Genomic DNA, 19,091 nt, shown 5'->3' with positions numbered 1-19,091 from the left:
TCAGCTTGCGGTGTACGATCTCTCTGCGACGATGCAGCGCTCGACCATCGCGCGGTCGGCGGCGAGAATCTCGGCGATCAGCGCACCGCGTTCCTTGGCGCTGACAAATTCGAGGCGACGCAGGCCGAGCGGGTCGATGCGATTGCGCAGAACAGCGAGCGTATCGCTGGAAGGCAAGGGGACCTCCCGGCAATCGGCGTCGAAAGTCACAGGAAATCCGGTAGCGTCGCGAACCTGCTGGCGCGTGACATCCGGCATGGTCTCAAGGACGATCAATTCCCGGGATATCTGATCGAGCCGGAAGACGCAGAGATCGGTGAACACCAGCGCCTGGCCGGTGCGATAGCCCATCGGCACGCGCTCGGCCGGCGTCAGCAGCCCGCGGGCCGAACTCGCGATCTCCACCTCATCCACCAGCGACGGGATAGAATGACGGGGAATGTAGAGTAAATAGTCGCGGTGCATGTTGGCGACGTCGGCCATGCCGCCCTGCCCGGGCAGCCGGATCAGGCCGCCGCTCGGTTTGCGCAGCGCGATGGTGTTCACGCGACCACGCCGGTCGACTTGTGCCGCGCCGACGATCTCATGCGTCACGGCACCCGCCTGATAGTAGGTCGAATAGGTGTCGTCGCCGCCAGCATGCGCTACCGCCGTCTCGCAATCCAGACTTTCGATCAGCGACAGGATCATCGGGCTCGGCGCGATGTCGAGATGGCCGCAACTCATCGTCGCAATGATCATGTCCGGTGCGTGCGTCGCCTTGGCCAGCCGGTAAGCGACGTTGGCCAGCGGCGAGACAGCGCCGGCGCTGGCAAAACTCTCATTGTCGAGTTCGGCGGCGATGCGGGCGGCAATGATCTCGTCGATGGATGCTTTCTCTTCGCTATATGCGAGCGCCGGCATTGCGAGGGCCGTTTTGGCGCGAACCTTCGCAGCGTTTTGCAGCGGCTTCGGCACGCCATCGGAGGGCAGCCGCAGACTGTCCGCCAAGGGCGTTTCCCGGGCCGCCAATGCCTGCGACAGTGCCTGATAATCGGTGACATAGAATGGCAGGCACGAGGCCGGCCAGGCGCCGCCCGGCGCCAGCGCTATGGCCGAAACCTGATTGCGGGTCAGCACGCTCTGGCGCCCGTCCTGCCGCAGCGCCCCGACCGGGACGACCTCCTCGACCGTGACCAGCACCTTGCGCGCTGCACCCACCATCGCGAAGTCCAGTGCGCGCGGCCCGATGACCTGAACATTGCCGCTTTCGTCCGCGCGCTGTGCGTGGACGACGAACGTGTCAAGACGCAGTGGCGGGATGAATCCCATATCTGTTCGGGCGATCGGATCGGGCACGGCTCTCGCGCGCGGCAAACGCGACAGCATGTCCGATCCCTCCGGAAGCTGGAACGGCATGGACGGCAGATTCTGCTGCGCAGCCCGCAGCGCCTGGATCATTGCCAGTGCCGTCCAATCGCGAACCGGTATCGCGCCGCTTTCGGCGGCGGCACGGAATCTTGGTGGCAGGCCGAAAATATCGAGGCTGGAAAAGCAGAGGTCGATTTCCGCCACCGCACCCGCTTCGAGCAGCAGTTCGAGCGGCAAGCCGCCGGCCCAGCAGACGTAACGCAAATCCTTGACGTCCGACTGGGCTATCGCGCGCAGCAATGCGATCGGCAGCCGAGCGAAATGGTGACCGCCGACGCCAAGCGAGTCGCCTTGGCCGACCATCGCGGCCAGCCCTTCGACATCAGTGAAGCGCGGCCGGTTCGACTTGACCAGGGACATTGCGGCACGATCATTCACAGCGCGGACGCCTCGATGCGGTAGCGGGTCACGAACGGCTTTTCGGTTGAGAATTCCAGTGCCGTCGCAATGCCGGATTGGGCGATGGGGTTGTCAGCCAGCGCGGTCGCTGGGCCGAGCCCGAAGGGTGAGCAGATCGGCTCGATGCCAATGGCGACATGGCGCCCATTCCACGGTGCTGCCTTGCGGCCGCGGTTGGAGTACCAGAGCAGAAGGCTCGGAAAATGCTCCTTCTGCCAGGAGAGTTTTACCCGATAGCCGTCCGCGTGGTTGGCGAGCGCAGCCGCGCCATCGAGCCCCTCTATTTGCAGCAATTCCTCGGTGTCGGCGGCCAGAGGCAATCGCGAGGCGTCGACAACACCGCCGGCTCGCGCCGGCACATTGCTTAGGTCGGAGAAAGATTTGTTCCGGGCAAACAGTTCCGCGCCGGTTTCGACATCGTGTGGATAGGTGCGGCCTTCATCGAAGCTGCCGAGTTCCAACATAGCGGCGCCTGTCTCGAAAGGTAGCCGGAATACTGGATGAAGGCCGATCGGCAAGCGGCAGGCTCGGCGGACGACGATCTTGAATTCAATGTCGATTGCCGGTGCCGATTGATCGGGCGTAATCGTCCGTTCGACACGCTCGACAGGACTCCCCTCGGGATAGTCCAAGACCAGCGACAGCGATCCGCTCTCGCTGTCGCGCCAGGTCCAGTCATGGTTGGAGCTGTGGCCGTGGACTTCTTCGTCCAGCCCCGGCGGCCCCATAACCTGCGCCCAAGTCTCGGGCCATCCACCGGCGGGCACCGAATAGCCGAACGGCACGCAGGGCCACTCGCCGCGCAACCGGCGCAGGATGCCCGGTAGCGCTTCCGCCTCCGGCTCGCTCGACCACGGCGCGATGTGCATCGGCGAGACCTGCCGGCCATCCGCCAGCAGAAAGGTAACGGGGGCGAGCATCGCGCCAAGCCGCTGGACAGTCAGCGCGCCATGCGCCCAGCCCAGTCCGCGATGGTCGTCGTCGCTGTTCACGACCCGGCCTTCTTCAGCCGCGCAGGGCTCCTGTCGGCGAATTCCTTGACCCGCTGCTGGCCGATCTCGCTGCGATAGAGATCGCCCAATATGTCGCGCTCCATGGCGAGGCCTTCGGCCAGATCGCCAGACACGGCATGCGCCGTCAGTGCCTTCAGGCCCTCGATTGCGGCGGCGGGCTCGGCGGCAATTATCTCAGCCAATTCCAGCGCGCGCGGCATCAGCCTGTCGACATCGACGACCTCGTTGACCAGGCCGGCAGCGACGAATTCGGAGGCCGGCACGATGGCACCGGTCATCAGCAGAAGTTTGGCGCGGTTGCGGCCGAGCTTGGCGACGCTGCGTTGCGTGCCGCCACCGCCGGGAACCAGCCCGAGCTTGATCTCCGGCAGACCGAGCTTTGCGAACTGGTTGGCGATCACGATGTCGCAGCACAGCACCAGCTCCATGCCGCCGCCCAAGGCAAAGCCGTTGATCGCCGCGATCACCGGCTTGCGGTTGTTCTCGATCGCCGCGTACATGCGCATGCCGGCAGCCTGGAACGTGTCGAATTCGGCGGAGGTCTGCGCGGCGTATTCCTTGATGTCGGCGCCGGCCATGAAGCCGCGACCTTCGCCGGTCACCACGATCGCCCCTACCCCCGCATCGCCGGACAGCGCCTCGAATGCGTCGGTAATCTCGCCCTGCATCATCCGGTTCATGGCGTTGAGCTGGTCGGCGCGGCGGAAGGTGACGACCGCGACGCGGCCCAAAGTTTCGACCGTGAGTGTCTGGTAGACGCGCATTGTCAGGCCGCGTCCACGGTCATGTCGCCGCACGCCTCCAATGCTGCAATCTCCTCCTTCGAAAGGCCGAACTCGGCCAGGATCTCGCGGCCATGCTGGCCGACCAGTGGCGCGGGCCGTTCGATGGTCGCGGGCGTCTCGCTCATCTTGACCGCAGGCGCCACCACCCGCACCTTGCCGCCGCGCGGATGCTCATAGCTGGTGATCATGCCCATGTGCTTGACCTGCGGGTCTTCGGCCGCACGGCGGATATCCTTCACCTCGGCGCACCAGATGTCGGCTGCCAGCAGCCGTACCAGCAGATCCTGCGTGGCGAATTTCTTCGTCTCCGCATTGACCTTCTCGAACACCTCGTCGCGCTTGTCGAACAAGGTCTTGAGGTCGTCATAGACGGCAAGCTGCGGCGCCTCCAGCACCTCGTACAGCGTCTTGAACGGGCTCATGGCGATCGAAATGTAGCCACCGTCCTTCGCCTCGTAGATGCCGAACGGCGCCTGCATGCCGGGATGGCCGATGCCGGAATTGGGCCGGACAAAGTCCTCGCCGAGGTTGAGCACGGCTACATATTCCTGATTGAGATGCGCCAGCAGACCGGCCAGCAGATTGACCTCGATCTTCTGGCCTTTGCCGGTCTTCTCGCGATAATAAAGCGCCGACAAGATGCCGTAGACCATGTTCATGGCGCCGATCTGGTCGGCGAGCCCGGCGCCGGCCGGAACCGGCGCCTGGTCGCCACGGCCGGTGTTGGCAATGAGCCCGGCAAGCCCCTGGATCAGCATGTCCTGGCCGGGGCGCTCGACATAGGGGCCCTCCTCGCCATAGCCCGAACCCGAGCAGTAGATGATGCGTGGATTGACGGCCTTGAAGTCCTCATAGCCATAGCCGAGCTTGGCCAGCACGCCAGGGCGGAAATTCTGCACCACCACGTCGGCGGTCTTGGCCATCTCCATGAGGATGGCGTGCACCTTGCGGCTCTTCAGGTTGAGCGCGATCGAGCGCTTGTTGCGGTTCCAGGCGAGGAAATTCGGGCTCTCGGAGCCGCCCACCCATTTGGCGAAGAAGGTCATGCCACGGAACATGTCGCCGGCGCCGGCACGCTCGACCTTGACGACGTCGGCGCCCATGTCGCCGAGCAGCTGCGTGGCGAACGGCCCCTGCAGCAAATGGCTGAAATCGAGGATGCGGACGCCTTCGAGGGCCTTGTTCATTTCAAATCTCGTTTCGTGTTTTCAAAGCAGTTCGGGAACATAGCGCGGTGCGGCGGTCAGTCCGCCATCCACACGCAAATCGGTGCCGGTGGTGAAGCCCGCGGCATCGGAGGCGAGATAGACGGCGGCTTCGGCCACTTCGGAAGGTTCGCCGATGCGGCCGAGCGGATGCATCTTGACCCAGGCCTTGGCCAAGTTGCCGCCGATCTCCTTGATCAGTCTGTCGTTCATCGGCGTGTTGATGGTGCCTGGCGAGATCGAATTGACGCGGATATTCACGGGGCCGAACTCGACTGCCATCTGGCGCGTCATCGCCATCACCGCGCCCTTGGCGCCGGCATAGGCGGTCCAGCCATCAAGCCCGATGTGCCCCTGTGCGGAGGCCATGTTGATGATCGAGCCGGACTTCTGCGCGATCATGTGCGGCAGCGCGTATTTGCAGCCGTGAAACACGCTGGTCAGGTTGACCGCGATCAGCCGGTGCCACTGCTCATCGGTCATCTCGTGCACCGGCATGCCGCCAATGGCGATGGCGGCATTGTTGACCAGGATGTCGAGGTGCCCGGTCTTCTTGACGGCGCCGTCGATGAGGCCGGCGATGTCGGCCCCTTGAGAGACGTCGCAATGCACGTAATCGGCCTGACGGCCGGCGGCGCGAAGTGCGGTCGCGAATTCCTCGCCCGCGCCGTCGGCTATGTCGCCGAGGAAAACATGCGCGCCTTCGCGCGCCATCGCTTCAGCGATCGCGTGCCCGATGCCGTCGGCAGCACCGGTGATGACGGCGGTTTTCCCTTCGAGACGGGCCATGTCAGCCTCCATTCGCGCGCCGGCGTTTCGCCTCGTCGAAGGCGACCGCGGCGATGATGATCATGCCGGTGATGACCAGCTGCCATTCGGTCGGCAGGCCGAGCCCGCGCAGGCCGTTGGACAGGAACTGCAGGATCAGCACGCCCAGAGCCATGCCGGTCAGGCTGCCGATGCCGCCGGCAAGGCTGACCCCACCGAGCACCGTCGCGGCGACGACCTGGAATTCGAAATTGAGCCCCGCCGTATGCTGCGCCGAGCCGACGCGCGCGGCGAGAATAATGCCCGCAATCGTCGCCAGCAGTGAACTGATGATGAAGCAGATGAACTTGACGCGCCGTACATCATAGCCAGCCAGCCGCGCCACTTCCTGATTGCCGCCGACGGCATAGATCTGCCGCCCGAACGGCCGATGCTGCATCATGTAGGCGAAGGCGGCGAGCAGGATGATGGCGATGACAGCCGAATAGGGGATGGTGTTGAACAGGCGGCCATCCGACAGAGCGATAAAGCTGTCGAGGCTGGCATCGTCCGGGATGGCGCGCTGGCCGGTATAGAGATAGACACCGCCGCGCATGATAAACATCGTGCCCAAAGTCACGATCAGCGAGTTGATGCCGGCATAAGCGGTGAGATAGCCGTTCACCACACCGATGATCAGCCCGAACAGCAGCGCGCCACTGATGCCGAGCCACAGCGAGTTGGTGTGGTTCATGATGATGATCAGCGGCAGGGCAATGGTCGCGAGCAGCGACCCGATCGAGATGTCGACCTCGCCGGAAATGAACACGATGGCACAGCCAATGCCGGCGATCAGCGGCAGCGACGCCTGGCCAAGCACGTTGGTCAAATTGCGCACGGAGAAGAAATTCTCGACCGTGAAAGAAAAGAACGCCAGAACCAGGATGAGGCAGACGAGCAGCGCCAGTTCCTGTCGGGCAACGAGCCGCACCAGCATGGATGGCTGGGCCTTTGCGGAAGCCGTGGCTGCAAAGCTCATCTCATGCTCCCTTCGAGGTGGGGCTGATCGCTTGATGTCATCATCTTACCCGATCGCCGCATTGAGGATCTTCTCCTGTGTGGCTTCCTCGCGCGACATGACCACGGTCAGGCGGCCTTCGCACATCACCGCGATCCGATCCGCAAGACCGAGCAGTTCCGGCATCTCGGACGTCATCATGACCACCGCCAGGCCCTCGCCGGCGAGCCGGTCGATCAGCGCGAAGATTTCCGACTTGGCGCCGACGTCGATGCCGCGCGTCGGCTCGTCGACGACGATCACCTTCAGGCCCCGCATCAGCCAACGCGCGATCAGCACTTTCTGCTGATTGCCGCCCGACAGGTTCTTCACCTGCTGGAACAGGCTGGGCGTCTTGATGCGGAAACGGTCGACATAGTCCTGCACCGCCTTGTGTTCCTTCGCCTTGTCGACGAACCCCAGGCGGGCGAAAGCACCGAGCGAGGCCAGGCTTGCATTCTGGTAAACAGGCAGTTCGCCCATCAGCCCTTCGCTCTTGCGGTCCTCGGTGAGCAGGCCGATGCCGAGCTTGACGCCGGTGCACGTGTCATGCGGCACGAGCCGGCTGGCGTCGACGGTGATCGTGCCCGCAGTGATCGGGTCATAGCCGACGATCGCCTTGGCGACTTCGGTGCGGCCAGCGCCCATCAATCCAAAGAAGCCGAGCACCTCGCCAGCTCGTGCCTCGAAGGAGACGTCGGTCAGCTTCTTCGCCGTGGTGAGGTTCTCCACCGACAGCGCGACCTTGCTGCCCGCCGGGCCACGCTGGCGGGGAAACAGATTGTCGATGCGCCGGCCGATCATGTCCTGGATCAGCGTGTCGTTGGTGTGCTCACCGATCGGCCTGGTCGAGATGTGGCGCCCATCACGCAGCACGGTCACCGTGTCGGCGATCTCGAAAACCTCGTCGAGCTTGTGGCTGACATAGACCACCGCGATGCCAAGGCTGGCCAGCCGGCGGATGACTGTGAACAGCAGCGAAACCTCGTTGGGCGTCAGCGAGGATGTCGGTTCGTCCATCACCACGACGCGGGCTTCATGGGCGAGCGCGCGCGCGATCTCGACCATCTGCTGCTGGCTGACCGGCAGCGATCCCGTGCGCGCCGCCGGATCGACGTTGAAGCCGATGCGGTGGAACAGCGCAGCTGAATCGGCACGAATCTTCTTCCAGTCGATCGAGCCGGCTCTGCCGGTCGGATAGCCTTCCAGGAAGATGTTCTCGGCAACGGTGAATTCGGAGATCAGCGCGATCTCCTGAAACACGACCTTGATGCCTTCCTTCAAGCTGTCGCGCGGCGACTTGATGTCGACTTCGTGCCCGCGCATGCGGATGGTGCCGGCATCCTTGCCGTAGACACCAGCCATGATCTTGATCAGCGTCGACTTGCCGGCGCCGTTCTCGCCCATCAAGGCATGGATCTTGCCGGGCTCCAGGCTGAAGTCGACATTGTCTAGCGCCACGACGCCAGGGAAGCGCTTGTCGATGCCGCGCAGTTCGAGCGCCGGCATGCTGGTGTCGATGGCCGCGCCTTCGCCAGGGTGAAGGAAATCAACGGACATTGGCTTTGTTCCGGATGATGTCGAGGTAGGTTGCAAGGATGATGACGACGCCCGGCACCACCATCTGCAGGTCCTGGTTCCAGCCGAGAATGATGATGCCGTTGTCGATCACCTTCAGCACCAGTACGCCGAGCAAGGTGCCGAAGAGCGATCCACGGCCGCCGAGCAGGCTGGTGCCGCCGAGGATGACGGCAGCAATGACCGTCAGTTCGAAGCCGCGGCCGGCGGTAGGCTGGCCGGCATTCATCAGCGACGACAGGATCATGCCGGCAACGCCGACGCAGAGCCCGGTGAGAACGAAGGCAAACAGCTTGAGGCGCTCGGACCGAAGTCCGGACAGGCGCACCGCCTTTTCATTGGCGCCAACCGCATAGAGGTAGCGGCCGAGCGTGGTGAAACGCAGCGTTACATAGGCAACCACGAAGATCAGCGCCGCCAGAATGACGGGGACCGGCACCGCGCCGACGTAGCCGGCGCCGAGATCGGTGAAGCTTGCGAGCTGGTTGTGGTTCTGCACCGCCTCGCGCGTGAACAGATAGACGCCGCCTTGCAGCATCATCATCGTGCCGATGGTGGCGATCAGCGAGTTGACCCGCAGCCTGGTGACGACCAGCCCATTGAACAGGCCGACCCCGCCGGCAAAGGCAAGGGCCGCCAGCAAGCCGAGCGTGAGGCTATGGGTAGAATTGAGCACTGCCATGCCAATGCAGCCGACGAAGGCGAGTGACGCGCCGACCGATAAATCGACCTCGGCGGTGATGATGAGCATGGTCATGCCCGAGGCAACGATCAGCACCAGCGCGCATTGGCGCAGAATGGCGATGATATTGGCCTCCGAATAGAATTGCGGCGCGGCGATCGAGATGGCGATGCACAGCACCGCCAGGATGACACCCAGCACAAGCTGGCTGCTGCCCAGCAGCTGGCCACCGACAAAGCGCTTCGGCGCGGAGGCGTGTGTAAGCTCGCTCATCTCAATCCATTCGGGCCGCTATGGTTCAGGCGCCCTTCCCGCATTGCGGGAAGGGCAAAGCCAGCCGGCTTTATTTCTTCAGGTCGGCGGAGGTCTTCATGCACTTTGCCGGCGGCTGCAGTGCGTTGACGGCATCCCATTTGATGGTGCGGGTGGTGCCGTCGTAATCATAGAACTTCTTCCAGTCCTCGCCGTTCATCGGCGCGGTCGGGCTGACGATATGCTCCGGCACTTCCTCGTTGTTGAAGAGCTTCACCGCGGCATCGATTGCCGTGAAGCCTTCCTTTTCCGGGAACATCGCGGCCTCGATGCGATACGACGGCTCGTTCTGCATCGCGTTGATGAAGGCAAGCCCCTCGCCGCCGGTGCCGACGGTCAACAGGCCATCCTGCGACTTGCCGGCCGCCTTCCAGGCCTGCAGGCCGCCCAGCGACGACGAGTCGTTGATGCCATAGATGATGTTGATGTCGGCGTTCTTGGCGAGTGCCGCCGAAGACACTTCGAGCGCGCGGTCGGGATTGCCGCCGCCGTCAAGGTCGTGGACCATGACCGCGTCAGGGATAACGGTCTTCAGCCCGTCCATGAAGCCGTGCGAGCGCAGCACCGTGGCGGAAAGCAGCGGCAGGCCGACATTCATCACCTTGGCAACGCCGCCGAGCTTTTCCTTGGCAAATTTGCCGGCCTCGACGCCGGAGAAATAGCCGGTGTCATAGTCGCAGATGGCGACCATCGTCGTCATGCCCTTGACCGGATTGCCCTCGAGTACCACCGGAATGTTGGCGGCTTTGGCCTGACGCAGCAGCGGCACCACACCTTCTTCATTCACCGGCGTGATGATCAGCACATCGACGCCCTTGGCGATGAAGTCTTCGGCTGCAGCGACCTGCTTGGATATGTCGAGATTGGCGTCCTGCACCTCGACCTCGATGCCGAGTTCCTTCCCGTGAGCCTTCATGCCCTTGATGACGTTCTGGTACCATTCATGGGTGGCGTAATTGGTGACGTAGCCGATGCGCTTGGGCATGTTCTCGGCATGTGCAGCCGCGCCCATGGCCAGCGCGGCCGCGGATGCAAACAGGATTGACTTGGACCAGTGCATTTTCTTCTCCCAGGTTTATCGCTTTTGTTAATCGCTGAACGGGTAGTCCCGCCGTTCCGGGTCGGCACGTAACGAAGAGTTGGATTCCCCCCAGCCGAGCTCCGCCGATATCTTCTCGGCGGCTGCCCGGGTGCGTTCGAAGACGGTCTGCCGGTCGAACCGTGCGGCCTTCTGCGGCAGCAGCGGGACCGTGAGTGCGGCGATGACGGCGCCGGTGTGATCGCGCACCGGCATGGAGATGTTGGTGCAGGCTTCGACGGCCAACGAGGCACGCATCTCGTAGCCGAGCCTGGCCACCTCGTTCAGCCGTGCCTCGATTTCGGCCCGCGTGCCCTGTCCTTCGCCGGCGGTCACGATGCGATCGACAATACGGTCGCGCTCGGCCCGGTTCGAATGGGCGAGCAAGACCGCGCCTGAACTGGTTTCGAGGATCGGGAAATGCGACCCCAAGGCAACCGAGTAGCGCATCGGCAGCGGTGAATCGATCTGCAGCACCACCAGCGCGTTCTGGCCTTCGCGCACCACGAGGTGGCAACTCTGATCGGCATTGGCGGTCAGTTCGCGCATCACCGGCAGCGCGCATTCGACTACCCGGTTTACCGGCGGGTGCATGTGCGCCAGTTCGAACAGCTTCAGCGACAGGCGGAAGCGGTCCGACTGCGTGCGAAAGATGTAGCCGCGCTTTTCCAGCAGGAGCAGGATGCGGTAGATTTCGTGAATGGAGCGTCCGAGGCCGGCCGCGATCTCGGTCTGGGTCAGCGTTTCAGCGCTGGCGGCCATGAACTCCAGGACGTCGAGCGCCTTGTCTACCGCCGGCACACGATAGCCGTTGCGACCGCTATCGCTGTCGTCGAGCGTCTCGGCAACATTAGCGGCCATCACGCAATGCTCCATTCCGGTTGCCTGGTTTCGCGGTAGAAGCGATTCACATGGTCGGCGAGTTCGGCCGCCGAAATTTCGCCGGCGATGGCGGCGGCCGCATGCGGCGCGCATTCGCGGAAGAAGGCGATGAAGCCAGGGTGCGTCGGACGCAGATAGGACGAGCTGATCGTCGCAAGCGTCGAGTTGAAGAAATTGCCGGAGAGATGATTGACCTCGACATCTTTCCAAGCCGCCAGCGATCCCGGCTGTCCGCCCGACTTTACATAGTCGCCGCGCTGGTATTCGGGCGAGCACAGGAACACCGCGTAGTCGATCGCGGCCTGCTTGTGTTTCGACCGGGCACTGACGCCGATACCGGCACCGCCGAGCAAGGCTCCGGCGGAACGCGGCGTCGGCACGTCGGCAAAGCGCAGACACGGCCTGTCGGTCCTGGAAGCATAGTTCACATAGCCGAACGCGAAAGGCACATAGACCACGTCGTCATGCGCGATCATGTGGTCATAGCAGCGGATCGGGTTCCATTTTGATGAGTTCGGATGCGACAGCGCCGCGAGCTCTCGCAATTGAGCGACGGCCTGCTCGACCATCTCCCTGGCAATGAATTGCCCACTGTTCTCCTGTGGGCTGCCAAGCGTCAGAAGCATGCACATGGCATCCGTCGGGACCGAGGGCAGGCCGAGCCACTTGCCGTTCTTGCGGGCGCGCCGGCCAAGCTCGACCACCTCGTCATGTGTGCGCGGCACCGGCCCGTAACGCTGCAGGAGATCCGGACGATAGGACGCGACCTGACAAGCGGCATCGATCGGCAACGCCCATTGGCGTCCGTTCCTTGCGTAGGAGCGCCAGGACGCACCGACCGAATCGCGTTCGAAGAAACGGATTTGTTCGGCCGACAGATAGGCGTCGAACGGCACCATCAGCTCATCCTTCGCGATGTCGCCGATGAAGGGATGGTCGAACACGACCAGATCGTAAGTGCCGAGCACCGGACCGAGGGCACCCTCGCCGAATTCATAGAGGCTGCGGCGGTCCCATTCGATTTCAAGGCCTGGATTGCCAGCGCAATACGGCGCCACGCTGGCGTCGAGCGGACCCCAGCAACGTCGATGATCCCACGCAAGACCGCGCAGTCTTGTCATTTCAGGCAATTCCTCCCTGGAACCGAGCATGTCCGCCCGGCCCGCAGTCGTAGCAGGTATTTTCACATAGACAAGTAACTTTTACATATGCAAATGGCAGTTCGCCTCCTGACGGCTTCAAGCCAGCCCGAACCGCTCGACGGCGCGCATGATGCCACGCAGCTCGGCGAGGCCTTTCAGCCGGCCGATCAGCGAATAGCCGGGATTGATCCTGGTCTTGCCGATATCGTCGGCGAGCAGGTGGCCGTGGTCCGGCCGCATCGGAATGCGCCAGTCGGCGCGGCCCTCGTTGCGGCGCCGCGCCTCTTCCTGCATCAGAGCGAGGATGACATGCGCCATGTCGGTGCCGCCTTCAAGATGCTCGGCCTCATAGAACGAACCGTCATCCTCGATGGTGATGTTGCGCAGATGGACGAAATGGATGCGATCAGCGAATTCCTTGACCATGGCGACGATGTCGTTGTCGGCGCGCGTGCCGTAGGAGCCGGTGCAGAACGTCAGGCCATTGGCGGGGCTGTCGACGGCGTTGAGGATGAAACGCGCATCCTCGGCGGTCGACACGATGCGGGGCAGGCCATAGAGCGAGAAGGGCGGGTCGTCGGGATGGATGCACATGCGCACCCCCTCCTCTTCGGCGACCGGAATGATCTCGCGCAGGAACCAGGCAAGGTTGTCGCGCAATTCCTTCGGCCCGATCGCATCGTATTCCGCCAGGGCCTCGCGAAAACTGTCCCTGTTGTAGCTGCGCTCGGTCGCCGGCAGGCCGGCGATCAGGTTGCGCTCGATCCTGTCGATCGCCTCGCTGCTCAGTTCCTTCAGCCGCGCTTCCGCCTCGGCGATGCGGGCGGCACTGTAGCTGGCTTCGGCATTGCTGCGCTTCAGCACGAACAGGTCGTAGGCCGCGAAATCGACCGCGTCGAAACGCAGGGCATAACCGGTCGTCGGCAGCCGATAGGCCAGGTCGGTGCGGGTCCAGTCGACCACGGGCATGAAATTGTAGCAGACCGTCGCGATGCCGGCCTTGGCAAGCGCGCGGATCGTGTCACGATAATAGCCGGCGTAACGCTCGCGTTCCGGTGCGCCGATCTTGAACGAATTATGGACCGGGATGCTCTCGACAACCGACCATGTCAGGTCAGCGGCCTCGATGATCCGCTTGCGCTCCATAATGCTCTCAAGCGGCCAGGCGCGGCCATCATAGATGTCGTGCAAGGCCGATACGATGCCGGTCGCGCCCGCCTGCTTGACATGATCGAGTGTTACCGGGTCGTTCGGTCCATACCAACGCCAGCACTGTTCCATGAAGCCTCCTCAATGTCAGCGGCGACCATATTGTCGGACCACAGAGCTGTCAACAAGCTAAAATTGTGCTCATTTCGACCAATAATCCCGCAATCTGTTGATCTCTTGCCAACTCTCCTTTATGTGGTCCAACAAATAGGAGGCAATCCCTTGGAGCAAGGTGGTCACGAGGCGGCGGACGATGCGGCGGTCAGCAGTTCGGCCGTCGATCAGACTGTGCGGCAGATCCTCGACCTCATTCGCAACCGCGCCATGTCCGTCGGCGACGTGCTGCCCACCGAACGGGAGCTTGGCGAACTGTTCGGCGCCAGCCGCAACACGATACGCGAGGCGCTGCGCACCATCCGCACCTATGGCCTGATCGATCCCAAGCCGCGTGTCGGCGCGGTGCTGGCCGATCGCCAGAATATCGCGATCCAGAACTTCTTCGCCGCGCAGATGGATATATCGAAGACCTCTTTCCACGACATCCAGGGGTTTCGCCGCATCATCGAAGTGAGCATCGGCGATCACATCATCCTCAACGCCAGCGCCGCCGAACTCGACGCCCTGGACGAGGTCAACGGCCTGATCGAAACCAGCAAGGATGTGCAGGAGGCAGCCCAGCGCGATTTCGATTTCCACCTGGCGCTGATGAAGCTCGCCGGCAACCGCATGCTGGTGCAGACCTATCAGTTCCTGTCGCCGGTCATCCTTCACATCATGACCGTCGGCAAATCCATCCGGCCGGTGCTGAGCGAAACACGCCAAGCCCATGGCGAGATCATCGCGGCTTTGCGGGCGCGCGACCGCATCGCCTACAGCTACCTGATGAGCCGGCATCTCGATTTCGGCCTGCGCTTCGTTCCCGACGACCTCGAAAACGCCCGCATCTCGCCGGCGCTACCGGACCCGACATCCTCCAAGGATTTGCATCATGTCTGACTTTGAGAACAAGGTTGCGCTGATCACCGGCACGACCGGCATCGCGCTCGCCACCGCAAGGCGTCTGGCGCAAGGGGGTGCTGCGATCGTCGCCTGCGGTATCGATGGAGCAGCCAATGCGGCCATGCAGGAGAGCCTCGTCGGAGCCGGAGCGAATGCGCTGGTGCAGACGGTGGACGTTTCCGTTTCCGACCAGGTTCGCGACGCGGTCCTGGCGGGCGTCAAGCGGTTTGGCGGCATCGACATCATCGTCAATTCCGCGGCGGTGCATCCTTACGGGACGGCGACGACGACCGACTGGGAAACCTGGAACCGGGCGATGGCGGTCAATGTCGGTTCAATCTATCTGACCGCCCATTTCGGCATCCCGGAAATGATCAAGCGTGGCGGTGGCGCCATCGTCAACGTCGCTTCGGTGCAGGGCTTCGCCTGCCAGCAGGACGTCGCAGCCTATGCCACGACCAAGGGCGCCATCCACACGCTGACGCGATCACTGGCGCTCGACTATGCGCCGGCTGGCATCCGGGTCAATTCGGTCAGCCCAGGCTCGATCCGCACGCCTATCCTCGAGAAAGCCGCACGCGGCGACAATGGCAGCGATGCCGATGTCGAAGAGGCTTACCGGCGCTTCGGCGCGGCCCATCCGCTTGGCCGCATCGGGGAACCGGAAGAGGTGGCGGAGCTGATCGCCTTCCTGTGCTCGTCAAAGGCCGGCTTCTGCACTGGCGCGGACTACAGGATAGATGGCGGCCTGACCGCCGGCATCGGCGTGAAGTAAAGCCATGAAGATCGGTCTTGGCCTTTACCGGGAGTCGCTGACCCCCGACAATTTCCGCTTTGCCCGACAGGCAGGCGCCACCCACATCGTTGCCCACCTCACCAACTATTTTCGCGGCCGCGATCCTTCGCTGTCCGCCGGCAGCGATGCCGAGGGTTGGGGCGATTGCTCCACCGACGAGCTTTGGGATTATGAGGATTTCGCCGGTCTGGTGAAGACCGTGCGCGACAACGGTCTGGAAATCGCCGCGATCGAGAATTTCTCGCCGCGTTTCTGGTCAGACGTGCTGCTCGGCGGTCCTGACAGGGCAAAACAGATCGAAGGCTTGAAGCGTCTTGTTCGCGATGCCGGACGTGCCGGTATTCCCTGTATCGGCTACAACTTCTCGATCGCCGGGGTCTGGGGCTGGTCGCGCGGCCCATTCGCTCGGGGCGAGGCGATGTCGGTGGGGCTCGATCTCGCCGCCATCGATCCCGATATGCCCCTCCCCGACGGCGTCGTCTGGAACATGCGCTATCGCGCCAGGCGGCCGAATGCCGAGCCAGTGAAGGTCAGCAGCGATGAGCTTTGGCAGCGGCTCGACCTCTTCCTTCGCGAGATCATACCGGTAGCCGAAGAAGCTGGTGTTGTGATGGCGGCGCACCCCGACGATCCGCCGGCCGAGGCGCTGCGTGGCGCCGCGCGGCTCGTCAACCGGCCGGAGAAATACGATCGGTTGATGGACATCGTCGACTCGCCGTCCAATGGGCTGGAGCTCTGCCTCGGCTCGCTGCAGGAAATGCCGGGCACCGATGACATTTACGAGCATGTCAGGCGCTTCGCCCGAAGCAAACGCATCGGCTACGTCCACTTCCGCAACGTGCGCGGCAAGGTGCCTAACTATCATGAGACTTTCGTCGATGACGGCGACATCGACATGGCCGAGATCGTCCGCATCCTGCGCGATGAAAACTATGACGGCGTGATGATCCCCGACCATACGCCGGAGATGTCCTGTGACGCGCCTTGGCACGCCGGAAAGGCCTTTGCCTTGGGCTACATGCGTGCGCTGGTCCAGAACGCCGCGGCGCTGGGGCCTTCTCGCACCGCTCAAGCCGCCAACATGCCGTACGGCAACGATCTGCACCTCGGCGTCCGAGGTCCTGAATGGAACCCCGTGGTGCGAACCTCACCCTCGCTGACCCAGTCCGGGATTCCATGAATGCTTATGACGATCCACCGGATGGGATCCGGCGCGCCCGCACGCCACGCGGCTAGTCGATCGCAGGACATTTAGACGCCGCCAAACAGCTCCATCGACGCCACTTCTCCGAGACCACCGCTCTTGGCCAACTCTGTGCCTTGTCATCACTGCTCCCGGAACGCCCGCTGTATCTGATCGGCCAGGGGCTTCACGAGATAGGACAGCATTGTGCGGCTGCCGGTCGAGAAGAACGCTTCGCCGGGCATGCGCGACGCCAAGGTGAGGCCTTTCAGCTTTTCCAGCTCCGTGCGCGGCAAGCTGACGCGAACCGTGTAGAAGCCCGCGCCGCGGCACGGTCTCCCAAACCGGCGACTGGGAAAACATTTACGTCAACTCCGCCGCAGTCCGTATAAATTCAGCCCACAACTTTGTCATCGACGATTGGACGGCTACCCAGCCCTGGGATGGCATCCGTGTCGGCGGCACTGGCTCCTTCGTCATCGAGGATAGCTATGTCGGCTACTCCCGAGACGACGCGGTCGAGGACGATGACGTCATCGGCGGCACGATCAAGGATTCTGACACGCCGCTGCCGTCCAGTTATCCACTTCCGCCCGCCGGTTGGACGGTCCTTCAAGGCTAGGCGGCGCGCGATTACTGGGCCAACGCCAAGGCGGTCTGGCATGCAGCCCATGACGGGACTGACCAGCCACCGCCGACCCCGCCTACCGACCCGGCCACGGGAACTACCGGGAACGACACTTTTTTCGGCACTGGCGCGGCCGATACCTATGATGCTTTGGCTGGCAACGACATACTGTGGGGCCGGGGTGGCAACGACGTGCTCAACGGTGGCGCCGGCAAGGACACCTTCGTGTTTGACACGGCCTTTGGCCCGGGCAATGTCGCTACGCTCCCCGACTTCCACGCAGCGGACGACGCGCTCTATCTCGACAACGCCGTCTTCACCAGCCTCGGCCCCGGTTCCTTGTCCAGCCCGACGCAGGTGAACTCGTCCTATTTCGAGTTGCGCCGCCACCAGCCATAACGATTACCTGCTCTACAACCAGACCACGGGCATTCTGTACTATGACCCCGATGGCTCGAAATCGGCCGCTCAGGTGGAAATCGCCCACCTACAGGCCGGGGCGGTCCTGACCTTCCACGACGTGTACGTCATTTGATCGCCGATGCGATCGCACATGGCACTACGAAGCGCGGGCGCGTCACCGCTGGTGTTCCAGTTGCGACTAACAGCGATCAAAAATAGCGACGGATCGGCGCCTTCATAGCGAGTGTTGCAGCAGCGTTCGGTGGCAAGCAGCGTGACGACGAGAAGGCCCTCGTTCTGACGCGTTGAAGTTTGGATCGCATCGGCCGGCAGCGGGCTTGGCCTCACGGGTCAATTCATCGCCGGTCGAACCAAAGAGGTGATCAAAGCCAGGGAGCAATGAGGCGACCTCACTGACGATGATCTTGATCGAATTGAATTGACGGGCAATCGCGACCACCTGCTGGGGCGTATCCAGGAGCGGTATGAGTTGGGGCTGGGCAGCGACATGCGCCTTCACGCTGGACGTCGGCTAGGAAGTGTGCGCGAACCGCCTGTATGCTACTGCCCGCGCGCAACCATCCAAACAGATACTAACCGGGTGAGTGGACCCATGATCACGCCAGCCCAGGTAGCGGCGCGCTCTCGGCGATCTTTGCATTCTTGACGGATCATATTTTGGACTTCAGAGCAACCAAGTGGCGTCAGTATCCAGCTGTTAAGCTGAGATGATCTTCTCCACATTGAGCTGTTGTCGTCCGCGTAGCCAATCGGCATATTGAGACGATCCGCTTTCCGGATCAGTCGCCGAGTTTTTATCTCTGCAATCTGCTCATAGTATATCAACGTTTCCCAATAATGCCGGTATTCAGCCTTTTCCCGCTGCGCAGGCGTACGAGCATTTGCGAGGTCGATGTCATAGGCGTGATCGAGGTTCCTGATGGTTCGCCGGTACGCCTTAATTTCCAACAACTCTTTGATTTCTAATAATATCGTCATACGACCTCCCCACGCCCTCGTGTCCAAAAAAACGCTACGACCTTATGTGACGTTCAGTCCATTCAACTACTTGGATGAGCTCAGAAGGCAAAAGAACTAGACGGCGAGTAGCATCACGACGATCTGGTTCCGAAAAGCTCCGGCTCGCCAAAAGCCGCCACGAACCAGCGTTTGCAAAGGCAAAGCGGTCTCGCCAGCAAGGCCGATTAAATCAAGAAGGTACCGGCGAAGCGGAAGGCGAAAACAACTTCAAGTAACAGCCGTTGCTGAAAGAGCGCGTTTCTCCCTTACGGGCCAACGACCGAACAATCCTGATATCAGCGCTACACTGGGCACCACCGATAGGATTAATTGCGCATTTTCTAATATGCCTAGTAAAATTGACCGGTGCGGGTGCGTAGCGTAAGCCCGCCGCAGTGGCCGGTGCGGTCCTCACGTCCCCGGAGGGCTGCCCCCCGCATCGGCCATTTCCCTTACGCTCTGGATGGCGGCGAGCGATCGGGGATCGATCTAAAGACTGATGCGCAACGAAGCCCACCTGATGTGGCCAACGGCATAGTCAGCCGCTTGGCAAGAGAGCCTGCG

General features: G+C 62.6%; 16 protein-coding genes and 3 pseudogenes. 4 read left to right on the top strand and 15 right to left on the bottom strand.

The genetic code is table 11. The features are described 5' to 3' along the window. From NKI73_RS13400 to uxuA, 12 genes are all read right to left on the bottom strand, one after another. Positions 1–1,770, bottom strand: coding sequence for a CoA-transferase (locus NKI73_RS13400; RefSeq protein WP_352630286.1), 1,770 nt, complete (start codon positions 1,768–1,770; stop codon positions 1–3). A gap of 14 nt (positions 1,771–1,784) precedes the next feature. Continuing rightward, positions 1,785–2,801 carry an aldose epimerase family protein gene (locus NKI73_RS13395; protein WP_352630284.1) on the bottom strand — a complete coding sequence of 339 codons (1,017 nt, stop codon included), beginning with the start codon at positions 2,799–2,801 and terminating at the stop codon, positions 1,785–1,787. Then, positions 2,798–3,586 (bottom strand): enoyl-CoA hydratase/isomerase family protein, encoded by a 789-nt coding sequence (locus NKI73_RS13390; protein WP_352630282.1) that lies wholly within the window; start codon positions 3,584–3,586, stop codon positions 2,798–2,800. The genes NKI73_RS13395 and NKI73_RS13390 overlap by 4 nt, the downstream gene beginning before the upstream one ends. Positions 3,587–3,588: 2 nt before the next feature. Then, on the bottom strand, positions 3,589–4,794 hold the full coding sequence (locus NKI73_RS13385; RefSeq protein WP_352630280.1) for a CaiB/BaiF CoA transferase family protein: 1,206 nt from the start codon (positions 4,792–4,794) through the stop codon (positions 3,589–3,591). A 21-nt stretch (positions 4,795–4,815) separates the two neighbouring features. Further along, the gene (locus NKI73_RS13380) at positions 4,816–5,601 is read right to left on the bottom strand and encodes an SDR family NAD(P)-dependent oxidoreductase (RefSeq protein WP_352630278.1); all 786 of its coding nucleotides are present in this window, start codon (positions 5,599–5,601) and stop codon (positions 4,816–4,818) included. A 1-nt stretch (position 5,602) separates the two neighbouring features. Then, positions 5,603–6,598: an ABC transporter permease gene (locus tag NKI73_RS13375; protein ID WP_352630276.1), complete on the bottom strand. Its 996-nt coding sequence runs from the start codon at positions 6,596–6,598 to the stop codon at positions 5,603–5,605. A gap of 45 nt (positions 6,599–6,643) precedes the next feature. Further along, positions 6,644–8,176, bottom strand: coding sequence for a sugar ABC transporter ATP-binding protein (locus NKI73_RS13370; RefSeq protein ID WP_352630274.1), 1,533 nt, complete (start codon positions 8,174–8,176; stop codon positions 6,644–6,646). Next, positions 8,166–9,149, bottom strand: a complete 984-nt coding sequence (locus tag NKI73_RS13365) for an ABC transporter permease (protein WP_031259451.1) — start codon at positions 9,147–9,149, stop codon at positions 8,166–8,168. Before NKI73_RS13365 ends, NKI73_RS13370 begins: the two co-directional genes overlap by 11 nt. Positions 9,150–9,219: 70 nt before the next feature. Continuing rightward, positions 9,220–10,248, bottom strand: a complete 1,029-nt coding sequence (locus NKI73_RS13360) for a sugar ABC transporter substrate-binding protein (protein ID WP_352630272.1) — start codon at positions 10,246–10,248, stop codon at positions 9,220–9,222. Positions 10,249–10,275: 27 nt separating this feature from the next. Continuing rightward, positions 10,276–11,127 carry an IclR family transcriptional regulator gene (locus NKI73_RS13355; RefSeq protein WP_352630270.1) on the bottom strand — a complete coding sequence of 284 codons (852 nt, stop codon included), beginning with the start codon at positions 11,125–11,127 and terminating at the stop codon, positions 10,276–10,278. After that, a complete protein-coding gene (locus NKI73_RS13350; RefSeq protein WP_352630268.1) occupies positions 11,127–12,269 on the bottom strand; it encodes an ABC transporter substrate-binding protein in 1,143 nt (380 codons plus the stop codon). The genes NKI73_RS13355 and NKI73_RS13350 overlap by 1 nt, the downstream gene beginning before the upstream one ends. Before the next feature lie 117 nt (positions 12,270–12,386). Then, positions 12,387–13,571 (bottom strand): mannonate dehydratase, encoded by a 1,185-nt coding sequence (gene uxuA, locus NKI73_RS13345; protein ID WP_352630266.1) that lies wholly within the window; start codon positions 13,569–13,571, stop codon positions 12,387–12,389. A gap of 150 nt (positions 13,572–13,721) precedes the next feature. Here uxuA and NKI73_RS13340 point away from each other — a divergent pair, with 150 nt between their 5' ends. The 3 genes and pseudogenes from NKI73_RS13340 to NKI73_RS13330 all read left to right on the top strand — a co-directional run. Next, positions 13,722–14,495: a FadR/GntR family transcriptional regulator gene (locus tag NKI73_RS13340; protein ID WP_352630264.1), complete on the top strand. Its 774-nt coding sequence runs from the start codon at positions 13,722–13,724 to the stop codon at positions 14,493–14,495. Further along, on the top strand, positions 14,488–15,273 hold the full coding sequence (locus NKI73_RS13335) for an SDR family NAD(P)-dependent oxidoreductase (RefSeq protein ID WP_352630262.1): 786 nt from the start codon (positions 14,488–14,490) through the stop codon (positions 15,271–15,273). Before NKI73_RS13340 ends, NKI73_RS13335 begins: the two co-directional genes overlap by 8 nt. Before the next feature lie 4 nt (positions 15,274–15,277). Next, positions 15,278–16,267 (top strand): annotated as a pseudogene (locus NKI73_RS13330) (mannonate dehydratase); the annotation flags it as partial. 93 nt (positions 16,268–16,360) lie between these two features. On the opposite strand, the pseudogene NKI73_RS13325 reads toward NKI73_RS13330, so the two are convergent. Further along, a pseudogene (locus NKI73_RS13325) lies at positions 16,361–16,566 on the bottom strand (LysR family transcriptional regulator); the annotation flags it as partial. A 54-nt stretch (positions 16,567–16,620) separates the two neighbouring features. After that, a complete protein-coding gene (locus NKI73_RS13320; protein WP_352630260.1) occupies positions 16,621–16,773 on the bottom strand; it encodes a hypothetical protein in 153 nt (50 codons plus the stop codon). Positions 16,774–17,204: 431 nt separating this feature from the next. Here NKI73_RS13320 and NKI73_RS13315 point away from each other — a divergent pair. Then, positions 17,205–17,504 (top strand): annotated as a pseudogene (locus NKI73_RS13315) (calcium-binding protein); the annotation flags it as partial. Between the two features lie 564 nt (positions 17,505–18,068). Here the strand turns inward: NKI73_RS13315 and NKI73_RS13310 are convergent. Next, positions 18,069–18,506, bottom strand: coding sequence for a hypothetical protein (locus tag NKI73_RS13310; protein WP_352630258.1), 438 nt, complete (start codon positions 18,504–18,506; stop codon positions 18,069–18,071). Positions 18,507–19,091: the final 585 nt, after the last annotated feature.

Origin of the sequence: Mesorhizobium sp. M0496 (genome assembly GCF_040321205.1) — a bacterium.
In the GTDB taxonomy this organism is placed as follows: domain Bacteria; phylum Pseudomonadota; class Alphaproteobacteria; order Rhizobiales; family Rhizobiaceae; genus Mesorhizobium.
Note: the sequence above shows the minus strand (reverse complement) of the source record. Positions and strands in the feature narration are given on the sequence as shown.

Coding starts and splice junctions, on each gene's coding strand:
- NKI73_RS13355 (WP_352630270.1), bottom strand. CDS start 11,127: ATGGCCGCTAATGTTGCCGAGACGCTCGACGACAGCGATAGCGGTCGC.
- NKI73_RS13360 (WP_352630272.1), bottom strand. CDS start 10,248: ATGCACTGGTCCAAGTCAATCCTGTTTGCATCCGCGGCCGCGCTGGCC.
- NKI73_RS13400 (WP_352630286.1), bottom strand. CDS start 1,770: ATGTCCCTGGTCAAGTCGAACCGGCCGCGCTTCACTGATGTCGAAGGG.
- NKI73_RS13390 (WP_352630282.1), bottom strand. CDS start 3,586: ATGCGCGTCTACCAGACACTCACGGTCGAAACTTTGGGCCGCGTCGCG.
- uxuA (WP_352630266.1), bottom strand. CDS start 13,571: ATGGAACAGTGCTGGCGTTGGTATGGACCGAACGACCCGGTAACACTC.
- NKI73_RS13310 (WP_352630258.1), bottom strand. CDS start 18,506: ATGACGATATTATTAGAAATCAAAGAGTTGTTGGAAATTAAGGCGTAC.
- NKI73_RS13385 (WP_352630280.1), bottom strand. CDS start 4,794: ATGAACAAGGCCCTCGAAGGCGTCCGCATCCTCGATTTCAGCCATTTG.
- NKI73_RS13370 (WP_352630274.1), bottom strand. CDS start 8,176: ATGTCCGTTGATTTCCTTCACCCTGGCGAAGGCGCGGCCATCGACACC.
- NKI73_RS13365 (WP_031259451.1), bottom strand. CDS start 9,149: ATGAGCGAGCTTACACACGCCTCCGCGCCGAAGCGCTTTGTCGGTGGC.
- NKI73_RS13375 (WP_352630276.1), bottom strand. CDS start 6,598: ATGAGCTTTGCAGCCACGGCTTCCGCAAAGGCCCAGCCATCCATGCTG.
- NKI73_RS13380 (WP_352630278.1), bottom strand. CDS start 5,601: ATGGCCCGTCTCGAAGGGAAAACCGCCGTCATCACCGGTGCTGCCGAC.
- NKI73_RS13335 (WP_352630262.1), top strand. CDS start 14,488: ATGTCTGACTTTGAGAACAAGGTTGCGCTGATCACCGGCACGACCGGC.
- NKI73_RS13350 (WP_352630268.1), bottom strand. CDS start 12,269: ATGACAAGACTGCGCGGTCTTGCGTGGGATCATCGACGTTGCTGGGGT.